This window comes from Acidovorax sp. KKS102 (genome assembly GCF_000302535.1).
Classification (GTDB): Bacteria; Pseudomonadota; Gammaproteobacteria; order Burkholderiales; family Burkholderiaceae_C; genus Acidovorax.
The window spans coordinates 4,707,482-4,732,642 of sequence record NC_018708.1; the positions used below are offsets into that span (position 1 = coordinate 4,707,482).

Consider the following 25,161-nt stretch of genomic DNA (forward strand, 5'->3'; position numbering starts at 1 on the left):
ATGGACCACCAACACCTGCAGGGCCAGTGGCGCGCCGAGCTGCAGGCCCCGGCACCTGGAGACAAGCCCACCACGGCCACGCTGCAACTGGGCCCGCACCCCGAGCTGGCACAGAGCGTGCGTGGCACCGTGGTGCGCGGCGGCACCACGGCCCAGGTCAGTGGTGACGTCGATGGCGGCGACCTGACCCTGGAAGAATCGATCAACGGCACCAACATCAGCGCCACCTGGACTGGCCAGGTGGTCGATGGAAGTTGCGGCAAGGAAATACGCGGAACATGGAACAACGCCCACCCCACCCCCACCACGCCGTCGGCACCGTTTGTGCTGCGCAAACAGGCGGCCTGGCAATGAGCGCCATAACGCACGTGCCCGCTGCGCCCCATCGGCACCGCTCTCTGGCCCTGCTGCTGGCGGTCGCCCTGGCCCCGGCCGGCGCGGCACTGGCGCAATCAGCCCCAGCCGCAGCCACCGGCGCCGCAACAGGGACCGACGCAGCCTTGCGCCGCTGCACCGCTCTGTCCAGCGACAACCAGGCGCGCCTGGCCTGCTTTGATGCCTGGGCGGCCGAGCAGGCGCAGGCGGCTCCTGCGGGTGGGCAGGCGTGGCAAGCCCCCGCGGCATCAGCCAACGCCAGCGGAGTAACGTCTTCGTCGGCCGTGCCACCACCGGTGGACGCCACGCTGCCCGCCACGCGCATCATCGACGTGGCGCGCACTGAAGGCTGCCGCGACCCACAGTACAGCGACCTCTCCCGCTTCTGGGAGCTGGAGACGGGCACCGACTGCGGCACGTTCAGCTTCCGCGGCTACCGCCCGATCACGGTGTCGGTGGTGGCATCGAGCAGCGTGAACCGCCAGCCCACGTCGGATGCCGACGGCAACTCGGCCACCGACTCCACGCCGTACCGCCGCACTGAAAACCGCATCCAGCTGTCCGTGCGTACCAAGATCGCCCAGGGCATGCTGACCCAGGGCCACCCCACGCTCAAGGATTCGCTGTGGTTTGGCTACACACAGCAGTCGTACTGGCAGCTGTTCACGCCCGAGATCTCGCGCCCCTTCCGCGCCACGGACCACGAGCCCGAGCTGATGTACGTGTACCCCACCACGGCGCAGCTGCCGTTTGGCTGGAAGTGGCGCTACAGCGGCATCGGCCTGGTGCACCAGTCCAACGGCCAGAGCAAACCCCTGTCGCGCAGCTGGAACCGCGCGTACCTGATGACCGGCATCGAGTTGGACAACCGCTTCAGCGTGAACGCCCGTATCTGGAAGCGCATCCCCGAAAGCGCGGGCAGCGACGACAACCCGGGCATCAGCGACTACATCGGCCGGGGCGAGCTGTCGCTGCTGTGGAACGTGAACAAGGACAACACCCTGGGCGCCACCGTGCGCCACACGCTGGCCAGCAGCGACCGGGGCTCGGTGCGCGTGGAGTGGCTACAGGCCCTGGGCACCGGCCTGTTTGGCAGCAAGAGCAACCTGCGCCTGCACACCTCGCTGTTCAGCGGCTATGGCGACAGCATGATCGACTACAACCGCAAGCGCACTGTGTTCAGCGTGGGGTTGAGTCTGGTGGACTTCTAGAGGCCATCCCCCTGAGCGGCTGCGCCGCTTCCCCCTTCTCTCGCCTCGCTGCGCGAGTCGGGAAGGGGACGCCACCAGCGCGGCGGGGCGGCCCTTGCGCGGTGGCCCTGAGGTGGGCCGTGCCCGCTGCACAGGCCCGAGACAGGACAAAGACCAACGCTACCAGGGGCCGTGCGAGTCTGCTCACAACTCGTTACGACATCCTCCTCAAGTTTCTCCGGATGGCGCCGACGTGCGGCCACAATGGCACGCGCACTGAAACCGGCGTGGCCCCCAGTGAGAGGCGTTCAAAAAGAGCCCCTTTCCCACCGTTTTACCTGCCATTGCCTGCAGCGTGCCCCTCGACAATGCCGACAAAGAGGAACACACCCATGGACATGCAATACCAGCTCAAGGCAGGCAGCTATTACCTGTATGACATGCGCGAGGCGCCCAGCGCCGTCACGGGTGAACGCCGCTTCAAGCTCAAGACCGACACCGTGGCCATTGCGTTCGACAAGCACACGGGCGAGGTGCACCAGCATGGCAGCCCCACGCGCATCCAGTCGTGGGCCAACAACACGCGCCGCCGCCTGCGTGCGGCCGGGGCGCAGGACGTGGCCAACGACATCGTGGTGGTGTCGGGCCCGCTGCCCGTGGATGAACTCAACAAGTGCCTGTGGGTACGCGGCTACGTGCGCCGCATGTTCTCGCGCCTGGCCACGCTGCCCCATGGCAAGCTGCAGCGGCCCTCGGAGCCGTTTCGCAAGGCGGCCTGATCCGGGCAACCTCTCCCACACATTCCGATCGGGGCCGCGCACAGCGGCCCTTTTCCTTTGTCCTGTCTTTTTCTATCAGGGCGGGCGCCAAAGGGGTCAGGCCTCGGCGTCCTCGACCGCGTCGCTGTCCACCCCCTCCAGCACCTCGGCATGCTTGACGATGGTCACCGGCACCGGACTGGCATGGGCCACCTCCTGCGACACCGACCCGAGCAGCGCGCTGGTGATGGCGCCCTGCCCCTTGGCGCCGATGATGACCATGTCGCAGCCCGAGCGCTCGATCATGTCCACCAGCGTGTGCGCCACATCACCCACCCCCACATCGGTTTCGTAGGCCACCCCGGCGGCATCGAGCAGCGCGCGCGCTGGCGCCATCAAATGCTGGCCCGCCTCCAGGCTGGCGGCGGCGATCAGGTCGGGGTCACGGGTGGTCACCAGTTCGTACAGCGTGGCGGGCTCCTGCACGTTGGCCAGCACCATCGTGGCCTGGAGCCCCTGGCGCACCAGCGCCAGCGCGTGGTGCACGCCATCCAGGGAGAGTTCGGAGCCGTCCACGGCGATGAGGATCTTGAGCATGGGGTTCTCCTTGAGTGAGTACAGACCAGTGTAGCGACGCCATCGACCAGCGCCAGTCCAATCCCTTGCGGCAGGTCAGCCCGGCCCGTCTGGGACAATGCGCCCCATCATGCTGCAGTTCGACCTCCTCAAAACCGACCCCTCCAGCCACGCACGCCGTGGCCAGCTCACGCTCAACCACGGCGTGGTGCAGACCCCCATCTTCATGCCCGTGGGCACCTATGGCACCGTCAAGGGCGTGATGCCGCGCAGCCTGCACGACATGGGCGCACAGATCATCCTGGGCAACACCTTTCACCTGTGGATGCGCCCGGGCCTCGATGTGATGCAGAGCTTTGGCGGCCTGCACGGCTTTGAAAAGTGGGACAAGCCCATCCTCACCGACTCCGGCGGCTTCCAGGTCTGGAGCCTGGGCGCCATGCGCAAGATCACCGAAGAGGGCGTGACCTTTGCCAGCCCCGTCAACGGCGACAAGCTCTTCATGTCGCCCGAGGTGAGCATGCAGATCCAGACCACGCTCAACTCCGACATCGTGATGCAGCTCGACGAGTGCACACCCTACGAAACCAAGGGCCACAAGACCACCGAGGCCGAGGCGCGCAAGAGCATGGAGATGAGCCTGCGCTGGGCCAAGCGCAGCCAGGACGAGTTCCACCGGCTGAACAATCCGAACGCCCTCTTTGGCATCGTGCAGGGCGGCATGTTCAAAAACCTGCGCCAGGAGTCTCTGGAGCGCCTGGTCGAGATGGACTTCCCTGGCTACGCCGTGGGCGGCGTGAGCGTGGGCGAGCCCAAGGACGAGATGCTGGACATCATGGCCCACACGCCCCACCGCCTGCCCGCGCACAAGCCCCGCTACCTGATGGGCGTGGGCACGCCCGAAGACCTGGTGCAGGGCGTGGCCGACGGTGTGGACATGTTCGACTGCGTGATGCCCACCCGCAACGCACGCAACGGCACGATGTTCACGCGCTTTGGCGACCTGAAGATCCGCAACGCCCGCCACAAGGCCGACCACCGACCCATGGACACCAGCTGCACCTGCTACGCCTGCGCGGGCAGCTCGGGTGTGTCGTGGGACGACGGCGGGCGCGAAGGCTTCAGTCGTGCCTACCTGCACCACCTGGACCGCTGCGGCGAAATGCTTGGCCCCATGCTCACCACCGTACACAACCTGCACTACTACCTGAACCTGATGCGCGAGGTGCGCGAGTCGCTGGAGGCCGGCACCTTCGCCCAGTTCCGCGCGCAGTTCAAGGCCGACCGGGCGCGCGGCGTGTGAGCTGCGGAGATGCCTCCCGCCAGATTGCTATGTTTTACATAGCACCTCAGGCATGATCCACTAGCGCATCGGGCCCAAATCATTCCAAAACTCCTGCGCCATCTGCTGCACTGGCCCCTGCGGGCCCTCACGGGCCTGGGCAGCGGCCTGCTCGCCCTGCTGATCCTGTTCGAGGAATGGGGCTGGGAGCCATTGCAGCGCCTGCTGGCGCGCATCGGCCGCTGGCCGGGCCTGCGCTGGATCGAGGGCTGGGTGCGCTCCCTCCCGCCCTGGGCGGCGGTGGCCCTGTTTGCGCTGCCCACGGCGCTATTGCTGCCCATCAAGCTGCTGGCGCTCTGGGCCATCGGGCGCGGGCATGTGGTGCTGGGCATGCTGGTGATCGTGCTGGCCAAGGTGGTGGGTACAGCGGTGGTGGCGCGGCTGTTCACCCTCACCCAGCCAGCGCTCATGCAACTGCGCTGGTTTGCCTGGACCCACGCGCACTGGATGCAGCTCAAGCACGCCGTGCTGGAGCGGGCCCGCGCGTCGTGGGCCTGGCGCATGGCGCGGGTGATCCAGCGGCAGTGGCGGCTGCGCTGGCGCAGGCGCTGACCACCTGGCCCTGCCCCGGTGGCCCGCAGGGGCTGCTGCAAAATCCGCCCCATGCCTGCGACCCCGCCCGCTCCCCTGAATGAAGCGCTGGAACTGGCCTTCAACCTCGCCCCCGTGGGCATGTGCGTCACGCGCGAGCGCCACATCGAGATCTGCAACGAAGCCTTTGCCCGCATGTTTGGCTATGAACAGGCCGAGCTGCTGGACCAGCCGCTGGCGCCGCTGTATCCGTCGCTGGACGAATTCACCCACACCGGCAACCTGGGCCTGCCCGCGATGATGGACACCGGCAGCTACAGCGACGAGCGCGTCATGCGACGCCGCGACGGCACCCTGTTCTGGTGCCATGTGGTGGGCCGCGCGCTGGACCGCGCCCAACCGTTTGCGCGGGCGGTGTGGATGTTTGAAGACATCTCGCACCGCCGCGTGGTCAGCACCCCACTCACGGTGCGCGAGCGCGAGGTGGCCCAGCACATCGTGACCGGCGCCACCAGCAAACAGATTGCACGCCACCTGAACATCAGCCACCGCACGGTGGAGGCCCACCGGGGGCGGCTGATGCGCAAGCTGGGCGCCACCAGCACCGGCGAATTGGTGGCCCTGCTGCTGGGCATGCCCTGACACCGGGGACAATCGGGGGCCATACGCCCCCGCCCACGCCCCTGCACGCCCCCTCGCACGCATCCGCTGCCCACATGCCGCCCGCCCTGCCCCGCCTTTTTGCCCCTGCCCGGACCGTCCCACCGCCCGTGGCCTGGGCAGGCCTGGCACTGCTGATCTTTGCCGCCTGCCTGGTGGGCATCTTTGCGCGGCCCATCGGCTTTTTATCGGCGTTCTGGCCGGCCAATGCACTGCTGCTGGGGCTGCTGGTGCGCTACCCGCATCTGGCGCGGCCGCCCGCCTGGGTGGCGGCCGCAGTGGGCTATGTGGCAGCCGACCTGGTCACCGGCAGTGCCTGGGGCATGGCCCTGTGGCTCAATGCCGCCAACCTGCTGGGCGCCACCGCCGGTTGGCTGGTGCTGCGGGGGCTGGACGAGCGCATCCTGCGGCTGCAGCGCACGGCGGCGGCGCTGTATCTGCTGCTGGCAGCACTGGCGGCCAGCGCGGTGGGTGCGCTGGCAGGCTGTGGCGCGGCACCGGTGTATTTCGACTCCCCGTGGACGGACCTGCTGTCGCTGTGGTTCAGCACCGAGCTGATGAACTACATGCTCATCGTGCCCGTGGTGCTGGCTGCGCCGCGCGCGGCAGACCCGCCCTCGCACACCCAGGACACCCCCCTGTTCTGGCGCGTCGCACCCGTCAGTTCGCTGGTGCTGGCCGAGGGCATCCGCACACTCATCGGCGGGCCCGGCATGCTGGCTTTTGTCGTGCCCGGGTTGCTGTGGTGTGCGCTGAGCTACAGCGCCTTCACCTCCAGCCTGCTGTCGCTGGTGGTGTGCCTGTGGACCATGGCGGGTGTGGCCACAGGTGTGCTCAATTTCACGCCGGCCCATGCGGGCGATGTGTTCTCGCTGCGTGTGGGCGTCACGCTGCTGGCCCTGGGCCCCCTGGCCGTGGCCTGTGCCAGCGCGGCACGCGCCGAGGCCCTGCGGCGCCTGCACCATGCCGTGCGCCATGACGACCTGACGGGTGTGCTGGCCCGCCGCGCACTGCTCAAACAGGGTGATCGCCTGCTGGAGCGCTACCAGCGCGAATCCAGCGGGCTGGCGGTGATGATGGTGGACGTGGACCACTTCAAACAGGTGAACGACCAGCACGGACACGGCGCGGGCGACCGACTGCTGGTCAGCATTGCGCAGACCATGGCGCGCGCACTGCGCGCCGACGACGTGCTGGGCCGCATGGGGGGCGAAGAGTTTGCCGCCGTGCTGCCCGGCGTGTCCCCCACCGAGGCCCAGGCCATTGCCGAACGGGTGCGCAGCGCCGTGGAACGGCAGGCGCTGGATGCGACGCAGGGCGGCCCCCAGCGGGCCACCGTCAGCATTGGCCTTGTGCACAGCGCCACACTGGGCGCAGAGGCCGACATGGACACCCTGCTGCTGGCCGCCGACACGGCGCTGTACCGCGCGAAGGCCGAGGGGCGCAACCGGGTGATGGTGGGCTAGGCCAAGCCCCGCATTGGCCGCACCGCGGCCTGCCTCACTCCTGCGCCAGCTTCACGCCCGCCCCGGTGCCGCAGGCGTGGCAGAACCGTGCAAACGCGCTCTTGCGGGTGTTGCAGTGGCCGCAGTGGTCGAACAGGCCGATGCCGCAGTGCGGACAAAAGTCGATCTTCTCGTTCTTCAGGTCCACGGGCCGCTCGCAGCCGGGGCACACGCTTTTGGCCAGGCGGGCCAGGGCCACGTCATAGCTCAGCTCCTTGCGGCGCTCCTGGTCGGGCAGGGCCTCGGCCAGCTTCTGGCGCTCCAGGTAGCGGTTGAGCGCCTGGATGGCGTAGCGCCCCACCACGGCCGTCACGGCAATGCCCACCACGTAGCGCACGTAGCCGCCATAGCTGGGCAGGTAGGGCACCAGCTCCACAAAGAAGGCAAACAGCGCAAAGAAGATGAAGCCCCACACAAACGGCCAGTAGGTGCTCTTGCGCTTCTTGACGAACAGCCAGCCGGCGGCGGCCAGCAGCGGCAGCGTGAGGGCCAGGCGGTACAGGAACACGCGCAGCTCGACCTTGCGGCGCTCGGCGGCGAGCTTCACATAGCCGTCAGACTCCATCTGGTTGAGCTGCTCCTGCCGGGCGGCTGCCGCCTGCCGGGCATCAAGGGCGGCCTGCTGCTGCGTCTCCACCGCCTGCTGGGCCTTGCGCTCCACCAGCTTGAGGGCATCGAGCGCCTGGGTGCGCGCGATCACCTCGGGGTCCCGGTCCGCCCGCTGCGTGGCGCTGCGCGTGGACAGCCAGTTGTTGAAGCTCTCCCGCTCAGCCTGCACCTCGCTGCGCACCTTGCTGCGCTGCAGCTGGGCCTGCTCCAGCGCGGTCTGCGCGTCCTGCTCGGCCTGGCGCGCCGTTTTGACCTCGGCGCGCAGCTTGTCGGCAGCGGCCTTGTCCAGAAAGTCGTCCACCCGCAGCGGGGTCTCGACCTTGGGCAGATCGCCCACGATGGTGCCGCCCAGCCCGATGAGGAAGCTGGCAAACACCAGCGCTACCAGCCACAGGCCACGACGGAACCATTTTTCGGACAGTCTCAGGGACTTGCTCATGTTCTTCTCCTCGGTGGCGCTGTGCGCCGGGTTGGGTGCGCGCGGTAGCGCACCGGCGAATGCTCTTCTTTTTATAGCTGCCAGCGCATGTATTGATTGCGCTTGCTGGCATTTTGATTCAATTTTTGATCGCCAGCACCACCGGTGCGGCTGCCAGCTGGGTGCGCTGCATCCAGGCCAGCACCGAGTCGACGGTCACGGTCTCGATGCGGTCCGAGAACCGCTTTTCGTTCGGATGGTCGTCAAACGCAATGTTGGCCGACCCGACCCGCCCGCCCATGCGCGTGAGCGGCCCCAGCCTGAGAGTCGTGGGCTCGTAGCCCTTGAACTGCAGCCAAGCCTGCGCCTGGTCGCGCGAGCGCACGGTGGCGGGCTCCATGGCCATCGCCAGGGTCTCCAGCGCCCACTGGTTGGACTGCTGGTATTTGCGGCCCCACGCGTAGCTGACCATGCTGTAGGGCAGGTGCTGCAGCGTCTTGGTGCGGCCCTTGTCCTGCAGCACGGCCAGCAGGCGCTGCTGCACCTCGGGCGTGGGCACTGCGTACACGGCCTCGTAGCGCCAGAGGTCGTCCAGAAAGAACTCGCCCAGGCCCTGGCGGTACAGGTGGCCCACGGCCGTGCCACATTCGTTGAGCTTGTGCGCCACGCGCCACGGGCCTTCGGCCGTCTTGTAGGCCCAGCCAAAGTGTGAATAGCGCAGGCCGTACTTGGAAAGGTCCTGCCCCGCGCGGGCCAAAGCCACCACCTGCACGCCCGACTTGGCGTGCTCGGCATCGAGCGCGGCCGACGTCTGCTCGGCCAGCTTCATGCCGCGCTCGATCACCTGCGGCGGCACGGGCTTGCGCGATTCGCAGGAGCGGCCTGCGTGGGCCGGGGTGGCTGCCAGCAGCGCGGCCCCTGCGAAGAACACCATGCCCACCACCGCAGGGATGCGCTGCGCGGGGTCGCGGCCAAGGTTCAGGGCTTTCATCATCGCGCTGCTCCTCACAGCCGCTCGTTGTGCAACAAAGCGCGGCCGATGGCATTGGGCACAAAAGCAATCGCCTCACCCGCCGCCGACAGGATCACGCCCGTACCGATCACGCTGCAGGTGACCACCGTGCCCACCGCGTAGGCCGAGCCCGCCACACCACGGCCGACCACCTCCACACTGACCTGGGCGCCGTCCGAGGCGCGCTCCAGCAAATACACCGTGCCCACGGCCGAGGCCTCCACCGCCCGCACCGTCAGCACCGCGCCGCCCACCGACAGCGCCGCCGGCACTGTCACCACCGCACCGGCGGCCGCCGAGGCCACCGACGCCGTGCCCACCACCGAGGCCACCGGCAACATCGACAGCGCGGCAGAAGCCTCGCTCTGCGCACGGGCCGGTGCAGCGGCCACCAGGGCCACACACACCACACCGGCCGCCAGCAGGGCGCGGGGCAGGCGCGCCGCAGAGCCCCACGAAGAAAACACGGCATTCATCATCATTCACTCCTCAGGGTACGGCCCGCCCACACACCCCAGGTGCGGGACAGACCGGGTCGAAAGACCAGAAAGAACCAGAAAGAAACTCGTCCAGAAGGGCAGCGGGTTACCGCCTGCGCACACCGGGTGCGATCAGTTCACGCTGCTGTTCTGGGCAGCGGCCTGGGCCGCTTCGCGGCGTCCTTGCAGGCGGGCTTCGAGCAGGTCGGCCTCATGGCGGTCGCGCAGCATCTTGGCCAGCGTGAAGGCGGTGGTGATCAGGTACAGCCAGCTCACGCCCAGAAACGCCTTGTAGGTCACGTTGATGTCCATGCTCAGCAGGCCCCAGCCCGTCAGGCCCATGGCCACGGCAAAGCCACCCCACACCACCAGCTTCCACATGGGGGTGTCGCCACCGCCGCGGCGCGAGGCGCTTTCGTTGTCCCGCACAAACTTGGCCAGCACAAACGCGGCCGAGAGGCAGAACACGTAGCCCATCACCATGAACGCCTGCTCCAGTTGCTCGCCGGGCAACCATGCCAGACCCACGGCGCACAGAAAAACCGCGATGCCGAACGAGACCCACACCTGCAGCTGCCAGGCCTTGGTGTCACGCTGAACAACGATGGGAGAAGAAGACATTGCTGTGGTGCCCGGAGGGCGTTGGTTGAACACGGAACGAATGGTGCCCAGACGTAACTTGCGTGTCTGCATTGAACCGTAACAGTGGCCACCGGCAGGCCAACCGGTATCGTTTTGCGATACTTTTTCTCAGAAAATAAGGAGCAAGCCGTTGTTCAGGCCCTACGCGCCCCTCGCCATGCACCTGCGCGACAGAGGCAGCAGGCAGGGCCACAGAGAATGGCGGCCTCTCCGGGCAAGGCAGCTTCTGCCTGCCCCCGGACCTTGCACTTTTGACGGACGGAGCCCCCACCATGACCAAACCTTTTGACCTCCTCGTCCACGGCGCCACCGGCTTCACCGGCCGCCTGGTGGTCGAGTACCTGCTGCAACGCTACCCCGCCGGCAGCGGCCTGCGCTGGGCCATGGGAGGCCGCAATGCCGACAAACTCGCCGCCGTGCGCGACGAAGTGGGCGCCCCGGCCGACACCCCGCTGGTCGTGACCGACACCAGCAACCCCGCCAGCCTGCAGGCGCTGATGGACACCACGCGCCTGGTGCTGACCACCGTGGGCCCCTACCAGTTGTATGGCAACGAACTGGTGGCCGCCTGCGCCAAGTCCGGGGTGGACTATGTGGACCTGTGCGGCGAGCCTGCCTGGATGCGCCAGATGATCGACGCGCACGAAGCCGCCGCCAAAGCCAGCGGCGCGCGCGTCGTGTTCTCGTGCGGGTTTGACTCCATTCCGTTCGACCTGGGCGTGTTCCTGCTGCAAAAGGAGTTCCGCCACCGCTTCGGCCACCCCGCCCCGCGCGTGCGCGGCCGGGTGCGCAAGATGAAGGGCACCTTCTCGGGCGGCACGGCCGCGAGCCTCAAGGCCACCATGGCCGCAGCCGCCAGCCAGCCCGGCGTGCTGGACCTGCTGAAAAACCCCTTCTCGCTGACCCCCGGTTTTGAAGGCCCACGCCAGCCCTCGGGCAACAAGCCCATGGTGGACGAAGCATTGGGCGATGGGGTGTGGATCGCACCTTTCGTGATGGCCGCCATCAACACGCGCAACGTACACCGCTCCAACTTCCTGCTGCAGCACGCCTACGGCACCGACTTTGTCTACGACGAAATGCTCATCACCGGCCCTGGCGAAAAGGGCGAGGCCATCGCCAATGCGGTGGCGGGCGACAAGTCGCTGGGTTCGGACAAAGGCCCCAAGCCGGGCGAAGGCCCTTCGCGCGAGGAGCGCGAGAACGGCTTCTACGACGTGCTGTTTTTGGGCACCGACGACGCAGGCCACAGCCTGCGCGTGGGCGTGAAGGGCGACCGCGACCCGGGCTACGGCTCCACCTCCAAGATGATCACCGAAGCGGCCGTGTGCTTGCTGCAGGAAGCCACGGAAACGCCTGGCGGCATCTGGACCACCGCTCCGGCGATGGGCGACCGGCTCATCGCGCGGCTGCAAGCGAATGCAGGGCTGAGCTTCGCGGTCGAGTCGACATAACGCCCTCTGAACTTCTTCACGGTCTGGTCCGTTTTTGCACCTTGCCAGTCCTGAAACGATCGGCTAGCGGCCTCCCCGATCCCAGAGAATGCAGGGCATGAACAATTCCCTGCGCCCCCGCGACCTCGCCCTGGCCCTGCTTGTCATCGTGGTCTGGGGCCTCAACTTCGCTGTCATCAAAGTGGGGGTGGCCGGGGTGCCGCCCCTGCTGCTGGGGGCGCTGCGCTATCTGCTCGCGGCCTTCCCAGCACTGCTGTTCGTCAAGCCGCCCAACGTGCCGCTGAGGCTGTACCTGCTGTACGGCATGACCATGGCCGTGGGCCAGTTCGCGCTGCTGTTCACTGCCATCCACATCGGCATGCCCTCGGGGCTGGCGTCGCTGGTGCTGCAGTCGCAGTCGTTCTTCACCCTGCTGCTGGCCGCGTGGTGGCTGCGCGAAAAATGGCAGGGCAACCAGGTGGCAGGCCTGGCGCTGGCGGGCTGCGGGCTAGTGCTGATCGGCAGCGCGCATGGCGCCTCCATGCCCCTGGCAGGGTTTGCGCTCACGGTGGCGGCAGCCGCCATGTGGGGCTGCGGCAATATCGTCACCCGCGCTGTGGGGCGGTATGGGCCGATGAACCAGTTTGCCTTCATCGTCTGGTCCAGCGTGGTGGCGCCACTGCCGTTTGTGGCGCTTTCGCTGTGGCTGGACGGGCCCGCCACGGTGTGGACGGCCGTGCAGAATCTGTCCTTCCAATCCATGGCCGCCGTCGCTTACATCGCATGGATATCGACCCTGCTGGGCTTCGGGCTGTGGACCTACCTCATGTCGCGTTACCCCGTAAACCGCGTGGCGCCCTTCACGCTGCTGGTTCCCGTGGTGGGCCTGACCACAGGCTGGGTGGTGTTTGGCGAGCAGTTGCTGCCCGTGCACTTTGCGGGCGCCGGGCTCTTGATGGCGGGGCTGGTGGTCAACGTGTTTGGCGGGCCGGCCTGGGCGGCCATGATGGGCCGGCTGCGCGGCGCCCAGTAACCGGAGAGAGGCAGACCGCTACACCGCCAGCGGCAGCTCGGTGGTCGAGAGCACGTTGCGCAGCACCATGAACGAGCGCACCTGCCGCACCCCGGGCAGGTAGAGCAACTGCTCTGCGTGCAAGCGGTTGAAGCTGTCGTTGTCGCGCGTGCGCACCAGCATGAAGTAGTCGAATTCGCCGGTGACCACATGGCATTCCATGCAGCCGGACACCTTGGCGGCAGCCTTCTCGAACTCGGCGAACGACTCGGGCGTGGAGCGGTCCAGCACCACGCCAATCATCACCAGCATGCCCGCCCCCACGGCCTGGGGGTTGAGCAGCGCCACCACCTTGTCGATGAGCCCCAGGCGCCGCAGGCGCTCCACCCGGCGCAGACAGGCGGGCGGGCTCAGATGCACCTTGTCGGCCAGCGCGACATTGGACAGCGACGCATCACGCTGCAGCTGCCGCAGGATGGCTTTGTCGGTACGGTCCAGCTCGGCAGAGACATCGGCCTGTGGTGCATTCTTGGCACGAACTTTTGTTGCGCACATAAACAATCTGAAGAAATATTTTCTGATTGCATTCTCTTTCAGAAAACTGAAACGCCGAAATTTTGACAATTTTTGCAACCACTTGATGCGCGTGTTTTTCTACGATGAAGGCACTGCAAGCCCCCCGCTTGCGACTCCTCTTCACCGACCGGAACACCGCCATGAACCTGCAGAAATTTGCCCGCCACCCGCTCACCTTCGGCCCTTCGCCGATCACGCCACTCAACCGCCTGTCGGCGCACCTGGGCGGCAAGGTGCACCTGTATGCCAAGCGCGAGGACTGCAACTCGGGCCTCGCCTTTGGCGGCAACAAGACGCGCAAGCTCGAATACCTCATCCCCGAAGCCATTGCCGGCGGCTACGACACGCTGGTGTCGATTGGCGGCATCCAGTCCAACCAGACGCGCCAAGTGGCCGCCGTGGCCGCGCACCTGGGCATGAAGTGCGTGTTGGTGCAAGAGAACTGGGTCAACTACTCCGACGCGGTGTACGACCGCGTGGGCAACATCGAGATGAGCCGCATCATGGGCGCCGACGTGCGCCTGGACGCTGCGGGCTTTGACATCGGCATCCGCCCCAGCTGGGAGCAGGCCATGGACGACGTGAAGAAGGCGGGCGGCAAGCCCTTCCCGATTCCCGCAGGTTGTTCTGAGCACCCCTACGGCGGCCTGGGCTTTGTGGGCTTTGCCGAAGAAGTTCGGCAGCAGGAAAAGGAACTGGGCTTTCAGTTCGACTACATCGTCGTGTGCTCGGTCACGGGCAGCACGCAGGCGGGCATGGTGGTGGGCTTTGCGGCCGATGGCCGCGCGCGCAAGGTGATCGGCATCGACGCCTCGGCCAAGCCCGAGAAGACGCACGCGCAGATCCTGCGCATCGCCCAGAACACCGCCAAGCTCGTCGAGCTGGGCCAGGAGATCACGGCCGAAGACGTGGTGCTGGACACCCGCTACGGCGGCCCTGAATACGGCCTGCCCAACGAGGGCACGCTGGAGGCCATCCGCCTGTGCGCGCGCCAGGAAGGGATGCTGACTGACCCGGTGTACGAAGGCAAGTCCATGCACGGAATGATCGACATGGTGCGCAAGGGCGAATTCCCCGAAGGCTCCCGCGTGCTGTATGCGCACCTGGGAGGGGTGCCGGCGTTGAACGCCTACAGCTTTCTTTTTCGCAACGGCTGATGCGTCCAGCGAGCAGCGACGGCTGGCACAGCTGGCCGGGCTGTCGTTGATCTGAGCACCTGTTCAAAGGGCCCCTGACCGCCAGGCAAGGGCCCCGCCCGTTCCCTCGATCCAAGGAGCCCCCATGAAGTGCATGCAGCTTGTCAGACGGCGTAGCGTGATCCTCGTGGGGGTGGCCCTTGCGGGACTGGGAATGGGCCCCTTGCGACTGGCGCACGCTGACGGGTATCCCGCCAAACCCGTGCAGCTTGTCGTGCCCTTTCCGTCCGGGGGCGCTGTAGACATCGTGGGCCGCACCATCAGCAATAAGCTGGGCGACCGGCTGGGCCAGCCCATCGTGGTGGAGAACAAGGCGGGCGCTGGTACCGTGGTGGGGGCAGCGTATGTGGCCAACGCGCCTGCCGATGGCTACACGCTGCTGATCAGCTCCGGCTCCACCTTCACCGTGAACCCCGCGCTGAACCCCAAGCTGCCCTACGACCCCGTCAAAAGCTACGAGCCCGTCGGCCTGGTCGCGCGAGTGCCCCTGATTCTGCTGGCCCACCGCGATGTGCCGGTCAACAACCTCCGGCAGCTGATCGCCGCCGTGCAGCGCACGCCCGACAAGTTCTCCTACGGCTCGTTCGGCAACGGCACCACGGGGCACTTTGCCGCCGAACTGACCTGGTCGGCGGCCGGCATCAAGCTGATGCATGTGCCCTACCGGGGCAGCGCCCCAGCCATGGCCGACCTGATGGGCGGGCAGATTCCCTTCACCATCGACACCGTGGCGGCAGCGCTGCCACAGCTCAAGGCGGGCAAGATCAAGGCCATTGCGGTGAAGGGCGCCACGCGGGCCACGCAGCTGCCCGACGTGCCCACCGTGGCAGAAAGTGGCTTTACCGGCTTCTCGGCCGATTCCTGGCTGGCCGTGGTCGCGCCGCGTGGCCTGCCCGCCGAGGCCAGGGCCAAGCTGCACAAGGCACTGGCCGAGACGATGGCGGACGCCGAGATCCGCAGCAAGCTCATCGCCGCAGGGCTGGAGCCGTCTTACGCCACGGGCGATGCCGTGCTGGCGCAGATCGAAGACGAGTTGCCACGCATGCGTGCCATTGCCCAGCGCGCACAGATCCGGGCGGACTGAGCCCGCCCAGCCACGGGCGGCTTGCACGCCCCTCGGTCAGGCCGTCAGCAGCTTTTGCACCCGCTCGCGCAGCAGCGTGGGCTGCACCTCGGTCGGCGCGACGGCAGAGCCCACATTCAGCCCCACGCGGCTGTAGAAGCCCCGGCGGAACGGCCGCACCATGGCACCGCCCTTTTCGATGCGGCTGAAGTACGAGCCCCACAGGTTGGTCAGCGCCATGGGGATCACCGGGGCCTCGACACCCTCGGCCTTCGCCCGTTCGATGATCTTCATGATGCCGCCCTTGAACTCCTGCAGCTGCCCGTCCTTGGTGATGCCACCCTCGGGGAAGATGGCGAGCAGGTCGCCCTCTCGCAGCACCTGGGCAGCACGGTCGAAAGCCGCTTCATAGGTCTTGGGGTCTTCCTTGTAGGGCGCAATCGGGATCGCCTTGGCCAGGCGGAACAGCCAGCCCAGCACGGGCACGCGGAAGATGCGGTGGTCCATCACGAAGTAGATGGGGCGCGGGCTGGCGGCCATGAGCAGCACGGCATCCACAAAGCTCACGTGGTTGCACGCCAGGATGGCCGCGCCGGTGGACGGCAGGTTTTCATCGCCCTGCACCTTGAAGCGGTACACGAACCGCGACGACACCCACGCGATGAAGCGCAGCAGGTACTCGGGCACCAGCATGAAGATGTAGAACGCCACCACGGCGTTGGCCAGGCCGGTGAACAGGAAGATCTGCGGCACCGTGAAGCCCGCGCCCAGCAGGGCGCCGGCGATGAGCGAGCTGCCGATCATGAACAGCGCGTTCAGGATGTTGTTGGCCGCAATGATGCGGGCGCGGTGTGTGGGCTGGCTGCGCATCTGGATCAGCGCGTACATGGGCACGCTGTACAGGCCCGCAAACAGGCTGAGCAGCGCCAGGTCCAGCATCACGCGCCAGTGGGCGCCCTGGGCCATGAAGGCAGCCAGGCCCATGATCTCGGAAGGTGGCAGGCTGCGCGACGCGAAATACAGGTCGATGGAAAAGACGCTCATGCCGATGGCGCCCAGCGGCACCAGGCCGATCTCGACATGGCGGCGAGAGAGCACCTCGCACAGCAGCGAGCCCACACCAATGCCGATGGAGAACACCACCAGCAGCAGCGAAGCCACCTGCTCGTTGCCGTGCAGCACGTTCTTGGCCAGGCTGGGGAACTGGCTCAGAAACACCGCGCCGAAGAACCACATCCAGCTGATGCCCAGCAGCGAGCGGAACACCACGATGTTCTCGTGCGCCAGCTTGAGGTTGCGCCAGGTTTCGGTGAAGGGGTTCCAGTTGATGGTGAGGCCCGGGTCGGTGGCAGGCACCGAGGGAATGAACTGCGCCACCGCGCGTCCCGCCAGGGCCGCCACCACACAGGCCACGGCCACGGTGGTGTGACCGATGCCGGGCAACGCCACCAGCAACCCACCGGCCACATTGCCCAGCAAGATGGCCACAAACGTGCCCATCTCGACCATGCCATTGCCGCCCGTCAGCTCGCGCTCGTTGAGCACCTGGGGCATGTACGCAAACTTGACCGGGCCAAACAGCGTGGAGTGCACGCCCATCAAGAAGGTGCACAGCAGCAGGATGGGGATGTTGCCCGCGATGAAGCCCACGGCCGCCACCAGCATGATGGCGATCTCCAGGTTCTTCACAAAGCGGATCATCTTCGTCTTGTCGTACTTGTCGGTCAGCTGGCCCGATGTGGCCGAGAACAGCAGGAACGGCAGGATGAACAGCGCGCCAATCACCAGCCCCGCCATCGCGGGCGGCAGCCAGTCCACACTGAGCTGGTAGGTCACCATCACCGTGAAGGCGAACTTGAAGAGGTTGTCGTTGGCCGCGCCGGAGAACTGCGTCCAGAAGAAGGGGGCAAACCGCCGCTGGCGCAGCAGGGCAAACTGGTTCGGGTCCTCGTGCGTGGGTGCGGGGGCCACGCTGGTGGAGGCGGTGTCGGGGCTCATGCGTTTCTCCTCGTTTCCGATGGGTTGGCTTGTTGGAATTTTCCGGACCTGCGCTTCATGCGCCGGATCTGCGGGCGACACCCACGGCGTGGGCGCCATTCTGCCCGGACGGCATGACCCGCGGCATCACCGCCGCGTCACTGTGGCGCAAAGCCACCAGCGATCCCAATGCCGTCATCACGGGCCAGGCGGCGCCCGCCGCCAGCACATGCTTGAGGCTGTGGCCCGACACCCATCCGCCTGTGGCCTCGAACACCGAATGGTCTGCCGCCTCCAGCAGCTTGGCCAGGGCGTACAGCACCACCACCACGCCCAGGTGCAGCGCCAGTCCGCCGACGCGGCGTGGCAGGCATGCCAGCGCCAGCACCATTAGCAGACCGCCCAGTTGCACCACGGCCCACGGCAGCAGGTTGCCGGTGTGCACCCAGGCCCACACGGCCAGTGGCCCCGCCAGCAGCACGGCACTTGCAGCGGCCACGCCCGCCCGCGCGCTCACCCGGCTGGCCGCCGCCAGCCCAAGCAGCCCCGCAAAAGGCAGCACCATGCCCAGGCGGTCCCACAGCAGGCCCGCGTCCTGCGGCTGCCAGTGGTACAGAGCAGAGCCTGCGGCGGTGCACAGCAGCCCGCCAAAGAACAGGGCAGCCAGCGCACGGGAGATGGCGTCCAGCGCGGCCGACGGCACGCGGCGCAGCACCCACCAACCCCATGCACCTGCCAAGGCAAAGGCCAAGTTGCTCAACACATCCAACGCGCAGGGAATGCCCCACAGCGTGCGCAGGTCGGCAAAGTCATGCTGGTGCGCACTGGCGGGCAGCACGGGGCCGAACAACGCCAGGGCGAGCAGCGCAGCCGCGCCCAGCAACAGGCCGGTTTCGGCACCCGACAGTCGCGACAGCGTTGCCAGGCCGCGCGCACGCAGGGGAGTCACAGGGGAAGAAGACATCACACACACCGTAGAAAGTGAACGATGCCGTGCAGTGTGGGCAGCGGCGTCATCGGCGGCCTCAAAAAGTCGCGCAAGGGGCTACCCACGCACCTTCGGGTATTGATAATCGATACCTAGGAGTCCCCCCACCATGAGCACGACCGCCGACCTCGTCACCGCCCTGAAAAAGGAACTCAAGACCGCGCAGATGACCTACGCCGATCTGGCGCAGGCGCTGGGCATGGCCGAGTCCAGCGTCAAGCGCATGCTGGCCAGGGGCGACATGCCGCTATCGCGCATCGACGCCATCTGCCGCGCACTGGCGCTGGACTTTGCCGACCTGGCCCGGCGCGTGGCCGACGAGCAGCCCTTGCTGAAAGAGCTGACCCACGAGCAGGAAAAAGCCGTGGTGGCCGACAAGAAGCTGCTGCTGATGGCGATCTGTGTGCTGAGCCAGTGGACGCTGGAGCAGGTGACCGGCTACTACCGCCTGACGGACGCCGAAGGCATCAAGTACCTGGCGCAGCTGGACCGCATCGGCATCATCGAGCTGCGGCCGCTCAACCGCTACCGCCTCAAGCTGGCCAAGACCTTCCGCTGGCGCCCACATGGCCCGGTGATGAACTACTTCCGCGACCACGCGCTGCTGGACTACTTTGCAGGCGGCTTTGATGGCCCAGGCGAAGGCGTGCTGCTGGTGCACGGCAACATCAGCCGCAGCCTGGCGCCCGCGTTCATGGAGCGCATGCAGCGCGTGGCGCAGGACTTTGCCCAGCAGCACCTGGCCGACCAGAAGCTGCCCGACCGCGAGCGCGAGGGCTACACCCTGCTGCTGGCGATGCGCAGCTGGGAGTTCGAGGCGTTTGCCAGCATGCGCCGGTAAGCCTCCCGCCGATTTCGCAGTTACCCGCAATCGACGGCCGTCGCTGCAAGCCAACTCCTGCCCTTGGTTGAGCGCAGCGGCCGCCTGACTGGTGCAGGGACAGGCCGCAGCGCCACGAATCAGCCTCCATTTACTATATTTTTGATAGCTATCAGCGCATGGAATACCTGCGCTTGAGGTTAATAACGCCTCAAAACACCTGCTTGCGCCTGCCAAGAGGTGGCTTGACGCCATAAAAAGAAATAACTATTCTTTAAATTGAAAAATCAATCAATTTAAGAATAGTCAAATGAAAACCACCCGCCAGCAGCAAGACGCCACGCGCCGCCAGATCGTGGCCAGCGCGGTGGACCTCATGACCCGCCAGGGCTTTGACGGCACAACGATGAAAGACATCGCACGCGCCGCCGGCATTGGCGACGCCACGATCTACAAATACTTCCCCACCAAGGACCGCATCGTGCTGGGCTACCTGGACGATGTGGCACACCAGGCGCTGGCCGACACGCTGCAGACACCGGGCTTTGCGGGCTACGGCCTGCAAGAAAAGCTGCAGCGCCTGACCGACGCCGTGCTGGAGCGCCTGCTGGCCGACCGCGAGTTTGTGGCCCAGGTGCGCGGTCTGGCGCGGCGCTCGCCGCTGTCGATGCTGGCCGAGCCGCTGGCCGCGCGCCAGAGCCTGCGCGAGGCGGTGGCGAGCTTTCTGGAAGCGGCCGAGGCCAGCGGCGAGATTGAGCCCTGCGACTTCAAGGGCCTGGCAGGCAGCCTTTACACCGACTACCTCGCAGGCGTGGTGACGTACTGGCTGGCCGACACCTCCGACGAATTTGCCGACACCACGCAGCTGGTGGACCTGTCGCTGGGCGTGCTGGTGCAGGCGCTGCGCGGCGGGCTGGTCAACCGTGTGCTGCAACTGGGCGGCTTTGTGCTGCGCAGCCAGATGGCCCGCACGGTGCAACACGGCAGCAGCCTGATGGGCATGCTGCACATGGCCCAGCAGGCCATGGCCAGCGCGCCCGCAGCAAGGGCATCGCAACCCCCTGCCGGTAAGGCAGCGGCCGAAGGCCTCGCCCCGAAAACATCGCGGCCTGCGCGCGCACCACGCAAACCCCGGGCGGCCACCGGCCCCACGGAGGCCCCCACCGCCCCGCGCCCCGCCACGCCCCGCAAAAGAAAGAGCGCCCCATGAATGCGTCCTCTGCCCTCGCCGCCCCCACCACCGCGCGCGCAACCCAGGTGCCGCCCGGCACGGCCATCCACGCCACGCTGCCCGGGGCCGATTTTTTTGATGCCTACGAAGTGGCCGACCGGCACCCCGCGCGCTCGGCCCTGCAGTCGTGGCTGGACGTGGCGGCCCGCACCCCGGCGTGGACGCGCGCCCTCATGTTCGTGCGCAACAAGGCCGTGCGCCTGGTGGGCCTGAAGGACCTGGGCCAGCTGGACGACGGCCACCCGCCCGCCAGCGGCCGATCCCTGCGCGACGCGCGCAGTTACCGCGTGGGCGACCGCGTGGGCATCTTCCGCATCCGACACCTGAGCGACACCGAGGTGGTGATGGGCCAGGACGACAAGCACCTGGACGTGCAGGTGTCCATCTGCAAACAGCCCGCCGCGCCCGGCGCCGCGCCCCGGGTGGTGCTGAGCACGGTGGTGCACATCCACAACACACTGGGCCATGCCTACATGGCGGTGATCACGCCGATCCACCGCGTCATTGCACGCGGCACGGCGCAGCGCCTGGCAGACCATGGCCAAAGCTAAAGCGGAGGCCCCGCGCACCGGCAAGCTGGCGCGCAGCGCCATCACCGGGCTGGCAGCGGCACGCATCGGCATGGCCGAGCTTTCGCACCGCACGCGCAAGCGCTCGGCCCAGGCGCAGGCCGAGCACGAGGCCGCGCTGGGCCGCATCCTGTTTGGCGCGCTGGGGCAGTTGCGGGGTTCGGCGCTCAAGGTGTCGCAGTTGCTCAGCATGCACCCGCAGCTGCTGCCCGAGGGCGTGCGGCGCGAGCTGGCCCGCGCCCACCACCAGGCTCCGCCGCTCAACCGCGCGCTGGTCGGCCGCGTGTTCCGCCAGGCGTTCGGGCAAGAGCCCGAGGCGCTGTTCGAGCACTTCGAGCCCACCGCATTTGCCGCAGCCAGCCTGGGCCAGGTGCACCGCGCGCAGCTCGCAGGCCACGGCACGGTGGCCGTGAAGGTGCAGTACCCCGGCATTGCCGCCACCATTGCCAGCGACATGCAGCTGATGCGCGCCGCGCTGCGCGCATTGGCCCACACCGACATGCCGCTGCCCACCGATGCCGTGCTGGACAGCGTGATGACCGAGATCGAGGCCACCCTGCTGCGCGAGGTGGACTACCTGCAAGAGGCCGAACAGCTGCAATGGTTTGCCCAGCATGCCGCGCAGCCGGGCGTTGTGATGGCGCAGCCCGTCCTCTCGCACACGCGCGTCCAGGTGCTCACGCAGCAGTTTGTGCCCGGGCTGCCGTTGCAAGCCTGGCTGGCCACACAGCCACCGCAGGCACTGCGCGACCAGGCCGGGCAGCACCTGTGGGACTGGTTCATGCACTGCATCTTTGTGCTGGGGCGGGTACATGCCGACCCGCACCCGGGCAACTTTCTGTTCGCGCCCGATGGCACGGTGGGTGTGCTGGACTTTGGCTGCACGCGCGCCCTGCCCAGCGCATTCCGTGCGCAGGTGGTGCAGGCGTGGTCTGCCCTGCTGCGCGACCCCACCGACCCTTTGCGCAATGCACAGGTGCTGCAGGCCTACCAGGCGCTGGGGCTCTTGCACAAGGACCTGACCGTGCAGGTCTACACCACCGAACTCGCCCCCGCCCTCGCCGAGATGCAAGCCTGGCAGATCGAGCCCTTCACCCGCCAGGTATTTGACTTTGGCACCAAAACACCGCCGCCCATCACCCCCAGCCAGCACCAGCGCGTGCTGGGCCGGCACCTCGCCCAGATCCCCGGCGAGATGCCCGCGTTCGAGCGCATGTGGATGGGGCTGATGCACCTGCTGACGCAGCTGGGTGCCCGGGTGCACACCCGCGCCCACAAGGCGCTGGCCGTTCACCCATGACCAACACGGCGCTGACCCTGGCTTCTGCCGGGCTGGCCCTGGTGGGTGTGGCGCACTCGGTGCTGGGAGAGCTTCTGCTGTTTCGCAGGCTGCGCACGCGGGGCCGCCAGACGACGGGGCGCGCGGAGGCTGGCACCGCGCAACAGGTGCTGCACACCCCGCACCTGCGCATTCTGTGGGGCACCTGGCATGTGGCCTCGGTACTGTGCTGGGCGTTGAGCGCACTGCTCTGGCGCCTGGGCACCGCACCTTGGGACGCGGCCCTGGGCGCCTGGGCCGCTGACGCGGTGGGCATTGCCACCCTGGCCAGTGGCATGCTGGTGTTCTTTGCCACGCACGGCAGACACCCGGCGTGGTGCGCGTTGCTGGTGATTGCAACGCTGGTGTGGTGGCGCTGAAGCAAGCCATCGCGGGCGGGAGGATGGGGAACGCCGACGCCGGATGCCTTGGCAGGCGTGACAAAAATCACACGGCAACCGTTTGCCTCCGAAGTCGGCAACACAACTTCACAAAGCTTCGCAATTGGCCTACACCGGCTTGACGCAGCGTGCGCACCATGAAGTCTCCGGTTCCGCAAGGAATCACATCTGAGGAGAACCTTATGGCCCGCAAAGCACTTGCCGCTGTGTCCATCGCCCTGCTGTCGCTGGGCGCCGCGAGCGCGGCGCAGGCGCAGACCAGCGCCACCGTTGTCATCCAGGCAGGTACGCCTGTCTACCAGCAACCCGCCCCGGTGCGCGTGCAGTACCAGGCGCCGCCCCCACCCCGCTACGAGGTGGCGCCGCACCCGCGCCGCGGCATGGTGTGGGTGCCCGGCCACTGGGAATGGCGTGGCCACCGCCACGTGTGGATGCAGGGCTACTGGGTGAAGGCCCGCCCCGGCTACCACTACCGCGAGCCCCGCTGGGTGGAACACGGCGGCCGCTGGAACATGCAGCCCGGCGGCTGGGACCGTGATGGCGATGGCATCCCCAACCGCCGCGACCGGGACCGTGACGGAGACGGCGTGCCCAACCGCTACGACCAGCGCCCGGACAACCCCTACCGCCGCTGATCCCCCTTGGTGGGACCGCTGCGCGGGCCGACAGGCAATGGGCAGCCCGGCTGACAGACGCCCCACCACCCACAGGCCACGATGAGGCCGCAGACGCAACACCCGGCCCGACGCAGGCACTGCCTGCGTCGGGCCAGACACGACAAGGAGTTCACCATGACCCACGCCACTTTCTTGCGCAACATCTTCACCGCAGCGGCCCTGTCCGTGACAGCGCTGACGGCGCTGACAGGGGCCATCACACCAGCCCAGGCCGCCACGCAAGCCACTGTCATCGTGCAGTCGGGCCCGCAGCAGGGCATCGTCATCCCGGCACCCCCACCACCCCGCCGCGAAGCCGTTCCGCACGCCCGCAAGGGACAGGTGTGGGTGCCTGGCTACTGGGACTGGCGAGGCCACCGCCATGTGTGGGTGGCAGGCCACTTTGAAAAGGTGCGGCCAGGCTACCGCTATCGCACCCCCCAGTGGGAGCAGCGCGACGGGCGCTGGGAGCTGCACCGGGGCGGCTGGGACCGCGATGGCGACGGCATTGCCAACCGCAATGACCGCGACCGTGACGGCGACGGCGTGCCCAACCGCCGCGACCACCAGCCGGACAACCCGCGCCGCAACTGATCGTTGATCGACGCTCCGCTGGCTGGCCAGGGCGCCAGGCCCTGTGCATTTATCGCAGGCGCAACACCGCCTGCCCCAGCCCTGGAAAGTCGGCCACCACCTCGGCCCCCGGCGCCACCAGCACGGTGCCGGTGCATGACCCGGTGGTGACCCAGTGCCCCGCGCGCAGTCCGCCCAGGCTGCGCGCGCCTTCGTTGGCGAGCCACACCAGCAGGCGCAGCGGGTCGCCCGCCGGGTTGCCCCAGGTGGCATGTTGCACGGCCACGGCCCCGTTCACCGACAAGGTCACCGCTTGCGCCAGGGGCTGTGCGGTGGCCACTTCGTCGGTGCCAGTCCCCACAACCAGCGCTCCGTGGCATGCCTGGTCGGCCAGGCGGCTCCACTCGCCCTGCTGCGCCCAGGCAGCAAAGCGGGTGTCGCACACCTCGATGGCGGCCCGCACCGACGCCACGGCCGCCAGCACTTCGGCGGCGCTGTAGGGGGTGGCGCGGGCGGGCAGGTCGGCCCCCAGTTCGTAGACCCATTCCGCCTCCACCCCCATCACGGCAAAACCAGATGCAGCCAGCAACACGGGCTCGCCCGCTGCAGCCACCCACACCGAATCCCGGGTCAGCGCGGCGCGTGCCGGTTGCGCCTGGGGCGACGCAGCCCCCACCTTCCAGCCAGCGATGTGCCCGCGTGCACGCACCACCACGTCTTGCACGGCATAGGCCTCGGAGGCATCCCGCGGGCGCAGCCCTGCGGGAAAGTCCAACGGGCGGGGCGTGCGCCCTTCCCGGGCCAGGGTGATGACGGCGGCGCTGGCGACAGGGTCCAAAGCGATGGGGGACATGGCAAAAACTCTCCGTAGAGCAAGGGGTCGGCGGGATTATCGGCACCTTCCCCCATCGATCCCGCCCCGCTGCATCAGCAACGATTGCGCCCCATTAGCCGCCGGAGTTGATCCGGCGCACAGGCTTGCCCCCTAGAATCGGCCTCGCAGGAGAGCACGGCAGGCACAGGCCACCGCTGCACCGAAGGCGCAAACTCCCATACACGCTCAGGTCCCGTACTGCACCATTCATCAAAGCCGTCTGGAGAGCCGCCTCGCGCAACGCGAAGCGCACCGAAGGAGCAAGCCGCAGCCCGGGTGGGTGGCGGTGAATCTCTCAGGTACCAAGGACAGGGGGAGCGGCAGCTAGGGCATTCATGCGCCAGCTGCACGCTATTGAATTCATAGCTGCCAGCGCA

General features: G+C 67.5%; 27 protein-coding genes and 1 riboswitch. Of the genes, 18 read left to right on the plus strand and 9 right to left on the minus strand.

The window, feature by feature from the left end; genetic code table 11:
* From C380_RS21565 to C380_RS21575, 3 genes are all read left to right on the plus strand, one after another.
* Positions 1-354: a hypothetical protein gene (locus C380_RS21565; protein WP_015015966.1), complete on the plus strand. Its 354-nt coding sequence runs from the start codon at positions 1-3 to the stop codon at positions 352-354.
* Positions 351-1,586 (plus strand): phospholipase A, encoded by a 1,236-nt coding sequence (locus C380_RS21570; RefSeq protein WP_015015967.1) that lies wholly within the window; start codon positions 351-353, stop codon positions 1,584-1,586. The genes C380_RS21565 and C380_RS21570 overlap by 4 nt, the downstream gene beginning before the upstream one ends.
* Positions 1,587-1,957: 371 nt before the next feature.
* Positions 1,958-2,344 carry a hypothetical protein gene (locus C380_RS21575; RefSeq protein WP_015015968.1) on the plus strand — a complete coding sequence of 129 codons (387 nt, stop codon included), beginning with the start codon at positions 1,958-1,960 and terminating at the stop codon, positions 2,342-2,344.
* Between the two features lie 96 nt (positions 2,345-2,440).
* On the opposite strand, the gene C380_RS21580 is transcribed toward C380_RS21575, so the two are convergent.
* Positions 2,441-2,920: a universal stress protein gene (locus tag C380_RS21580; protein ID WP_015015969.1), complete on the minus strand. Its 480-nt coding sequence runs from the start codon at positions 2,918-2,920 to the stop codon at positions 2,441-2,443.
* Between the two features lie 109 nt (positions 2,921-3,029).
* Here C380_RS21580 and tgt point away from each other — a divergent pair, with 109 nt between their 5' ends.
* From tgt to C380_RS21600, 4 genes are all read left to right on the plus strand, one after another.
* Positions 3,030-4,202, plus strand: a complete 1,173-nt coding sequence (gene tgt / locus C380_RS21585; protein ID WP_015015970.1) for a tRNA guanosine(34) transglycosylase Tgt — start codon at positions 3,030-3,032, stop codon at positions 4,200-4,202.
* A gap of 192 nt (positions 4,203-4,394) precedes the next feature.
* Positions 4,395-4,793 (plus strand): hypothetical protein, encoded by a 399-nt coding sequence (locus C380_RS21590; protein WP_015015971.1) that lies wholly within the window; start codon positions 4,395-4,397, stop codon positions 4,791-4,793.
* Positions 4,794-4,844: 51 nt separating this feature from the next.
* The gene (locus C380_RS21595; protein ID WP_015015972.1) at positions 4,845-5,414 is read left to right on the plus strand and encodes a PAS and helix-turn-helix domain-containing protein; all 570 of its coding nucleotides are present in this window, start codon (positions 4,845-4,847) and stop codon (positions 5,412-5,414) included.
* A gap of 74 nt (positions 5,415-5,488) precedes the next feature.
* The gene (locus tag C380_RS21600; protein ID WP_015015973.1) at positions 5,489-6,898 is read left to right on the plus strand and encodes a diguanylate cyclase; all 1,410 of its coding nucleotides are present in this window, start codon (positions 5,489-5,491) and stop codon (positions 6,896-6,898) included.
* Between the two features lie 34 nt (positions 6,899-6,932).
* On the opposite strand, the gene C380_RS21605 is transcribed toward C380_RS21600, so the two are convergent.
* The 4 genes from C380_RS21605 to C380_RS21620 all read right to left on the minus strand — a co-directional run bounded on the left by C380_RS21605 (position 6,933) and on the right by C380_RS21620 (position 10,076).
* Complete coding sequence (locus tag C380_RS21605) at positions 6,933-7,985, minus strand: zinc ribbon domain-containing protein (protein ID WP_015015974.1); 1,053 nt, start codon at positions 7,983-7,985, stop codon at positions 6,933-6,935.
* A gap of 118 nt (positions 7,986-8,103) precedes the next feature.
* Positions 8,104-8,955, minus strand: a complete 852-nt coding sequence (locus C380_RS21610) for a DUF2145 domain-containing protein (protein ID WP_083871693.1) — start codon at positions 8,953-8,955, stop codon at positions 8,104-8,106.
* A gap of 14 nt (positions 8,956-8,969) precedes the next feature.
* Positions 8,970-9,455, minus strand: coding sequence for a hypothetical protein (locus C380_RS21615; RefSeq protein WP_015015976.1), 486 nt, complete (start codon positions 9,453-9,455; stop codon positions 8,970-8,972).
* 132 nt (positions 9,456-9,587) lie between these two features.
* Complete coding sequence (locus C380_RS21620; RefSeq protein ID WP_043565745.1) at positions 9,588-10,076, minus strand: YiaA/YiaB family inner membrane protein; 489 nt, start codon at positions 10,074-10,076, stop codon at positions 9,588-9,590.
* A 293-nt stretch (positions 10,077-10,369) separates the two neighbouring features.
* On the opposite strand from C380_RS21620, the gene C380_RS21625 reads away from it, so the two are divergent.
* Positions 10,370-11,551 carry a trans-acting enoyl reductase family protein gene (locus tag C380_RS21625; RefSeq protein WP_015015978.1) on the plus strand — a complete coding sequence of 394 codons (1,182 nt, stop codon included), beginning with the start codon at positions 10,370-10,372 and terminating at the stop codon, positions 11,549-11,551.
* A gap of 97 nt (positions 11,552-11,648) precedes the next feature.
* A complete protein-coding gene (locus C380_RS21630) occupies positions 11,649-12,563 on the plus strand; it encodes an O-acetylserine/cysteine exporter (protein WP_015015979.1) in 915 nt (304 codons plus the stop codon).
* Positions 12,564-12,581: 18 nt separating this feature from the next.
* Here C380_RS21630 and C380_RS21635 read toward each other — a convergent pair whose 3' ends face one another.
* Positions 12,582-13,097: an Lrp/AsnC family transcriptional regulator gene (locus C380_RS21635; RefSeq protein ID WP_015015980.1), complete on the minus strand. Its 516-nt coding sequence runs from the start codon at positions 13,095-13,097 to the stop codon at positions 12,582-12,584.
* A gap of 161 nt (positions 13,098-13,258) precedes the next feature.
* Here C380_RS21635 and C380_RS21640 point away from each other — a divergent pair, with 161 nt between their 5' ends.
* Positions 13,259-14,275 (plus strand): 1-aminocyclopropane-1-carboxylate deaminase, encoded by a 1,017-nt coding sequence (locus C380_RS21640; RefSeq protein ID WP_015015981.1) that lies wholly within the window; start codon positions 13,259-13,261, stop codon positions 14,273-14,275.
* Between the two features lie 124 nt (positions 14,276-14,399).
* Positions 14,400-15,398 carry a tripartite tricarboxylate transporter substrate binding protein gene (locus tag C380_RS21645; protein WP_015015982.1) on the plus strand — a complete coding sequence of 333 codons (999 nt, stop codon included), beginning with the start codon at positions 14,400-14,402 and terminating at the stop codon, positions 15,396-15,398.
* A 36-nt stretch (positions 15,399-15,434) separates the two neighbouring features.
* Here C380_RS21645 and C380_RS21650 read toward each other — a convergent pair whose 3' ends face one another.
* Together C380_RS21650 and C380_RS21655 are read right to left on the minus strand one after the other, a co-directional pair.
* Entirely contained in the window at positions 15,435-17,375 is a 1,941-nt protein-coding gene (locus C380_RS21650) for an MFS transporter (RefSeq protein WP_015015983.1), read from the minus strand.
* Positions 17,376-17,430: 55 nt separating this feature from the next.
* Positions 17,431-18,318 (minus strand): hypothetical protein, encoded by an 888-nt coding sequence (locus C380_RS21655; RefSeq protein ID WP_238544055.1) that lies wholly within the window; start codon positions 18,316-18,318, stop codon positions 17,431-17,433.
* 133 nt (positions 18,319-18,451) lie between these two features.
* On the opposite strand from C380_RS21655, the gene C380_RS21660 reads away from it, so the two are divergent.
* The 7 genes from C380_RS21660 to C380_RS21690 all read left to right on the plus strand — a co-directional run bounded on the left by C380_RS21660 (position 18,452) and on the right by C380_RS21690 (position 23,931).
* Positions 18,452-19,183 carry a helix-turn-helix transcriptional regulator gene (locus tag C380_RS21660; protein ID WP_015015985.1) on the plus strand — a complete coding sequence of 244 codons (732 nt, stop codon included), beginning with the start codon at positions 18,452-18,454 and terminating at the stop codon, positions 19,181-19,183.
* Between the two features lie 289 nt (positions 19,184-19,472).
* Positions 19,473-20,372, plus strand: a complete 900-nt coding sequence (locus C380_RS21665; RefSeq protein ID WP_015015986.1) for a TetR/AcrR family transcriptional regulator — start codon at positions 19,473-19,475, stop codon at positions 20,370-20,372.
* Complete coding sequence (locus C380_RS21670) at positions 20,369-20,944, plus strand: DUF2867 domain-containing protein (protein WP_015015987.1); 576 nt, start codon at positions 20,369-20,371, stop codon at positions 20,942-20,944. The genes C380_RS21665 and C380_RS21670 overlap by 4 nt, the downstream gene beginning before the upstream one ends.
* On the plus strand, positions 20,931-22,262 hold the full coding sequence (locus C380_RS21675; RefSeq protein WP_015015988.1) for an AarF/ABC1/UbiB kinase family protein: 1,332 nt from the start codon (positions 20,931-20,933) through the stop codon (positions 22,260-22,262). The genes C380_RS21670 and C380_RS21675 overlap by 14 nt, the downstream gene beginning before the upstream one ends.
* Positions 22,259-22,660 carry a hypothetical protein gene (locus C380_RS21680; protein WP_015015989.1) on the plus strand — a complete coding sequence of 134 codons (402 nt, stop codon included), beginning with the start codon at positions 22,259-22,261 and terminating at the stop codon, positions 22,658-22,660. Before C380_RS21675 ends, C380_RS21680 begins: the two co-directional genes overlap by 4 nt.
* Positions 22,661-22,863: 203 nt before the next feature.
* On the plus strand, positions 22,864-23,316 hold the full coding sequence (locus C380_RS21685) for a YXWGXW repeat-containing protein (protein WP_015015990.1): 453 nt from the start codon (positions 22,864-22,866) through the stop codon (positions 23,314-23,316).
* A 156-nt stretch (positions 23,317-23,472) separates the two neighbouring features.
* Positions 23,473-23,931 carry a YXWGXW repeat-containing protein gene (locus C380_RS21690; protein WP_015015991.1) on the plus strand — a complete coding sequence of 153 codons (459 nt, stop codon included), beginning with the start codon at positions 23,473-23,475 and terminating at the stop codon, positions 23,929-23,931.
* A gap of 49 nt (positions 23,932-23,980) precedes the next feature.
* On the opposite strand, the gene C380_RS21695 is transcribed toward C380_RS21690, so the two are convergent.
* Positions 23,981-24,763: a 2-keto-4-pentenoate hydratase gene (locus tag C380_RS21695; RefSeq protein ID WP_015015992.1), complete on the minus strand. Its 783-nt coding sequence runs from the start codon at positions 24,761-24,763 to the stop codon at positions 23,981-23,983.
* A 231-nt stretch (positions 24,764-24,994) separates the two neighbouring features.
* Positions 24,995-25,106: riboswitch (glycine riboswitch) on the plus strand.
* Positions 25,107-25,161: the final 55 nt, after the last annotated feature.

What these genes read in the sequence shown, in the direction of transcription:
- C380_RS21565 (WP_015015966.1), top strand. Translation starts at nt 1, where the DNA reads ATGGACCACCAACACCTGCAGGGCCAGTGGCGCGCCGAGCTGCAGGCC.
- C380_RS21570 (WP_015015967.1), top strand. Translation starts at nt 351, where the DNA reads ATGAGCGCCATAACGCACGTGCCCGCTGCGCCCCATCGGCACCGCTCT.
- C380_RS21575 (WP_015015968.1), top strand. Translation starts at nt 1,958, where the DNA reads ATGGACATGCAATACCAGCTCAAGGCAGGCAGCTATTACCTGTATGAC.
- C380_RS21580 (WP_015015969.1), bottom strand. Translation starts at nt 2,920, where the DNA reads ATGCTCAAGATCCTCATCGCCGTGGACGGCTCCGAACTCTCCCTGGAT.
- tgt (WP_015015970.1), top strand. Translation starts at nt 3,030, where the DNA reads ATGCTGCAGTTCGACCTCCTCAAAACCGACCCCTCCAGCCACGCACGC.
- C380_RS21595 (WP_015015972.1), top strand. Translation starts at nt 4,845, where the DNA reads ATGCCTGCGACCCCGCCCGCTCCCCTGAATGAAGCGCTGGAACTGGCC.
- C380_RS21600 (WP_015015973.1), top strand. Translation starts at nt 5,489, where the DNA reads ATGCCGCCCGCCCTGCCCCGCCTTTTTGCCCCTGCCCGGACCGTCCCA.
- C380_RS21605 (WP_015015974.1), bottom strand. Translation starts at nt 7,985, where the DNA reads ATGAGCAAGTCCCTGAGACTGTCCGAAAAATGGTTCCGTCGTGGCCTG.
- C380_RS21610 (WP_083871693.1), bottom strand. Translation starts at nt 8,955, where the DNA reads ATGAAAGCCCTGAACCTTGGCCGCGACCCCGCGCAGCGCATCCCTGCG.
- C380_RS21615 (WP_015015976.1), bottom strand. Translation starts at nt 9,455, where the DNA reads ATGATGAATGCCGTGTTTTCTTCGTGGGGCTCTGCGGCGCGCCTGCCC.
- C380_RS21620 (WP_043565745.1), bottom strand. Translation starts at nt 10,076, where the DNA reads ATGTCTTCTTCTCCCATCGTTGTTCAGCGTGACACCAAGGCCTGGCAG.
- C380_RS21625 (WP_015015978.1), top strand. Translation starts at nt 10,370, where the DNA reads ATGACCAAACCTTTTGACCTCCTCGTCCACGGCGCCACCGGCTTCACC.
- C380_RS21630 (WP_015015979.1), top strand. Translation starts at nt 11,649, where the DNA reads ATGAACAATTCCCTGCGCCCCCGCGACCTCGCCCTGGCCCTGCTTGTC.
- C380_RS21635 (WP_015015980.1), bottom strand. Translation starts at nt 13,097, where the DNA reads ATGTGCGCAACAAAAGTTCGTGCCAAGAATGCACCACAGGCCGATGTC.
- C380_RS21640 (WP_015015981.1), top strand. Translation starts at nt 13,259, where the DNA reads ATGAACCTGCAGAAATTTGCCCGCCACCCGCTCACCTTCGGCCCTTCG.
- C380_RS21645 (WP_015015982.1), top strand. Translation starts at nt 14,400, where the DNA reads ATGAAGTGCATGCAGCTTGTCAGACGGCGTAGCGTGATCCTCGTGGGG.
- C380_RS21650 (WP_015015983.1), bottom strand. Translation starts at nt 17,375, where the DNA reads ATGAGCCCCGACACCGCCTCCACCAGCGTGGCCCCCGCACCCACGCAC.
- C380_RS21655 (WP_238544055.1), bottom strand. Translation starts at nt 18,318, where the DNA reads ATGTCTTCTTCCCCTGTGACTCCCCTGCGTGCGCGCGGCCTGGCAACG.
- C380_RS21660 (WP_015015985.1), top strand. Translation starts at nt 18,452, where the DNA reads ATGAGCACGACCGCCGACCTCGTCACCGCCCTGAAAAAGGAACTCAAG.
- C380_RS21665 (WP_015015986.1), top strand. Translation starts at nt 19,473, where the DNA reads ATGAAAACCACCCGCCAGCAGCAAGACGCCACGCGCCGCCAGATCGTG.
- C380_RS21670 (WP_015015987.1), top strand. Translation starts at nt 20,369, where the DNA reads ATGAATGCGTCCTCTGCCCTCGCCGCCCCCACCACCGCGCGCGCAACC.
- C380_RS21675 (WP_015015988.1), top strand. Translation starts at nt 20,931, where the DNA reads ATGGCCAAAGCTAAAGCGGAGGCCCCGCGCACCGGCAAGCTGGCGCGC.
- C380_RS21680 (WP_015015989.1), top strand. Translation starts at nt 22,259, where the DNA reads ATGACCAACACGGCGCTGACCCTGGCTTCTGCCGGGCTGGCCCTGGTG.
- C380_RS21685 (WP_015015990.1), top strand. Translation starts at nt 22,864, where the DNA reads ATGGCCCGCAAAGCACTTGCCGCTGTGTCCATCGCCCTGCTGTCGCTG.
- C380_RS21690 (WP_015015991.1), top strand. Translation starts at nt 23,473, where the DNA reads ATGACCCACGCCACTTTCTTGCGCAACATCTTCACCGCAGCGGCCCTG.
- C380_RS21695 (WP_015015992.1), bottom strand. Translation starts at nt 24,763, where the DNA reads ATGTCCCCCATCGCTTTGGACCCTGTCGCCAGCGCCGCCGTCATCACC.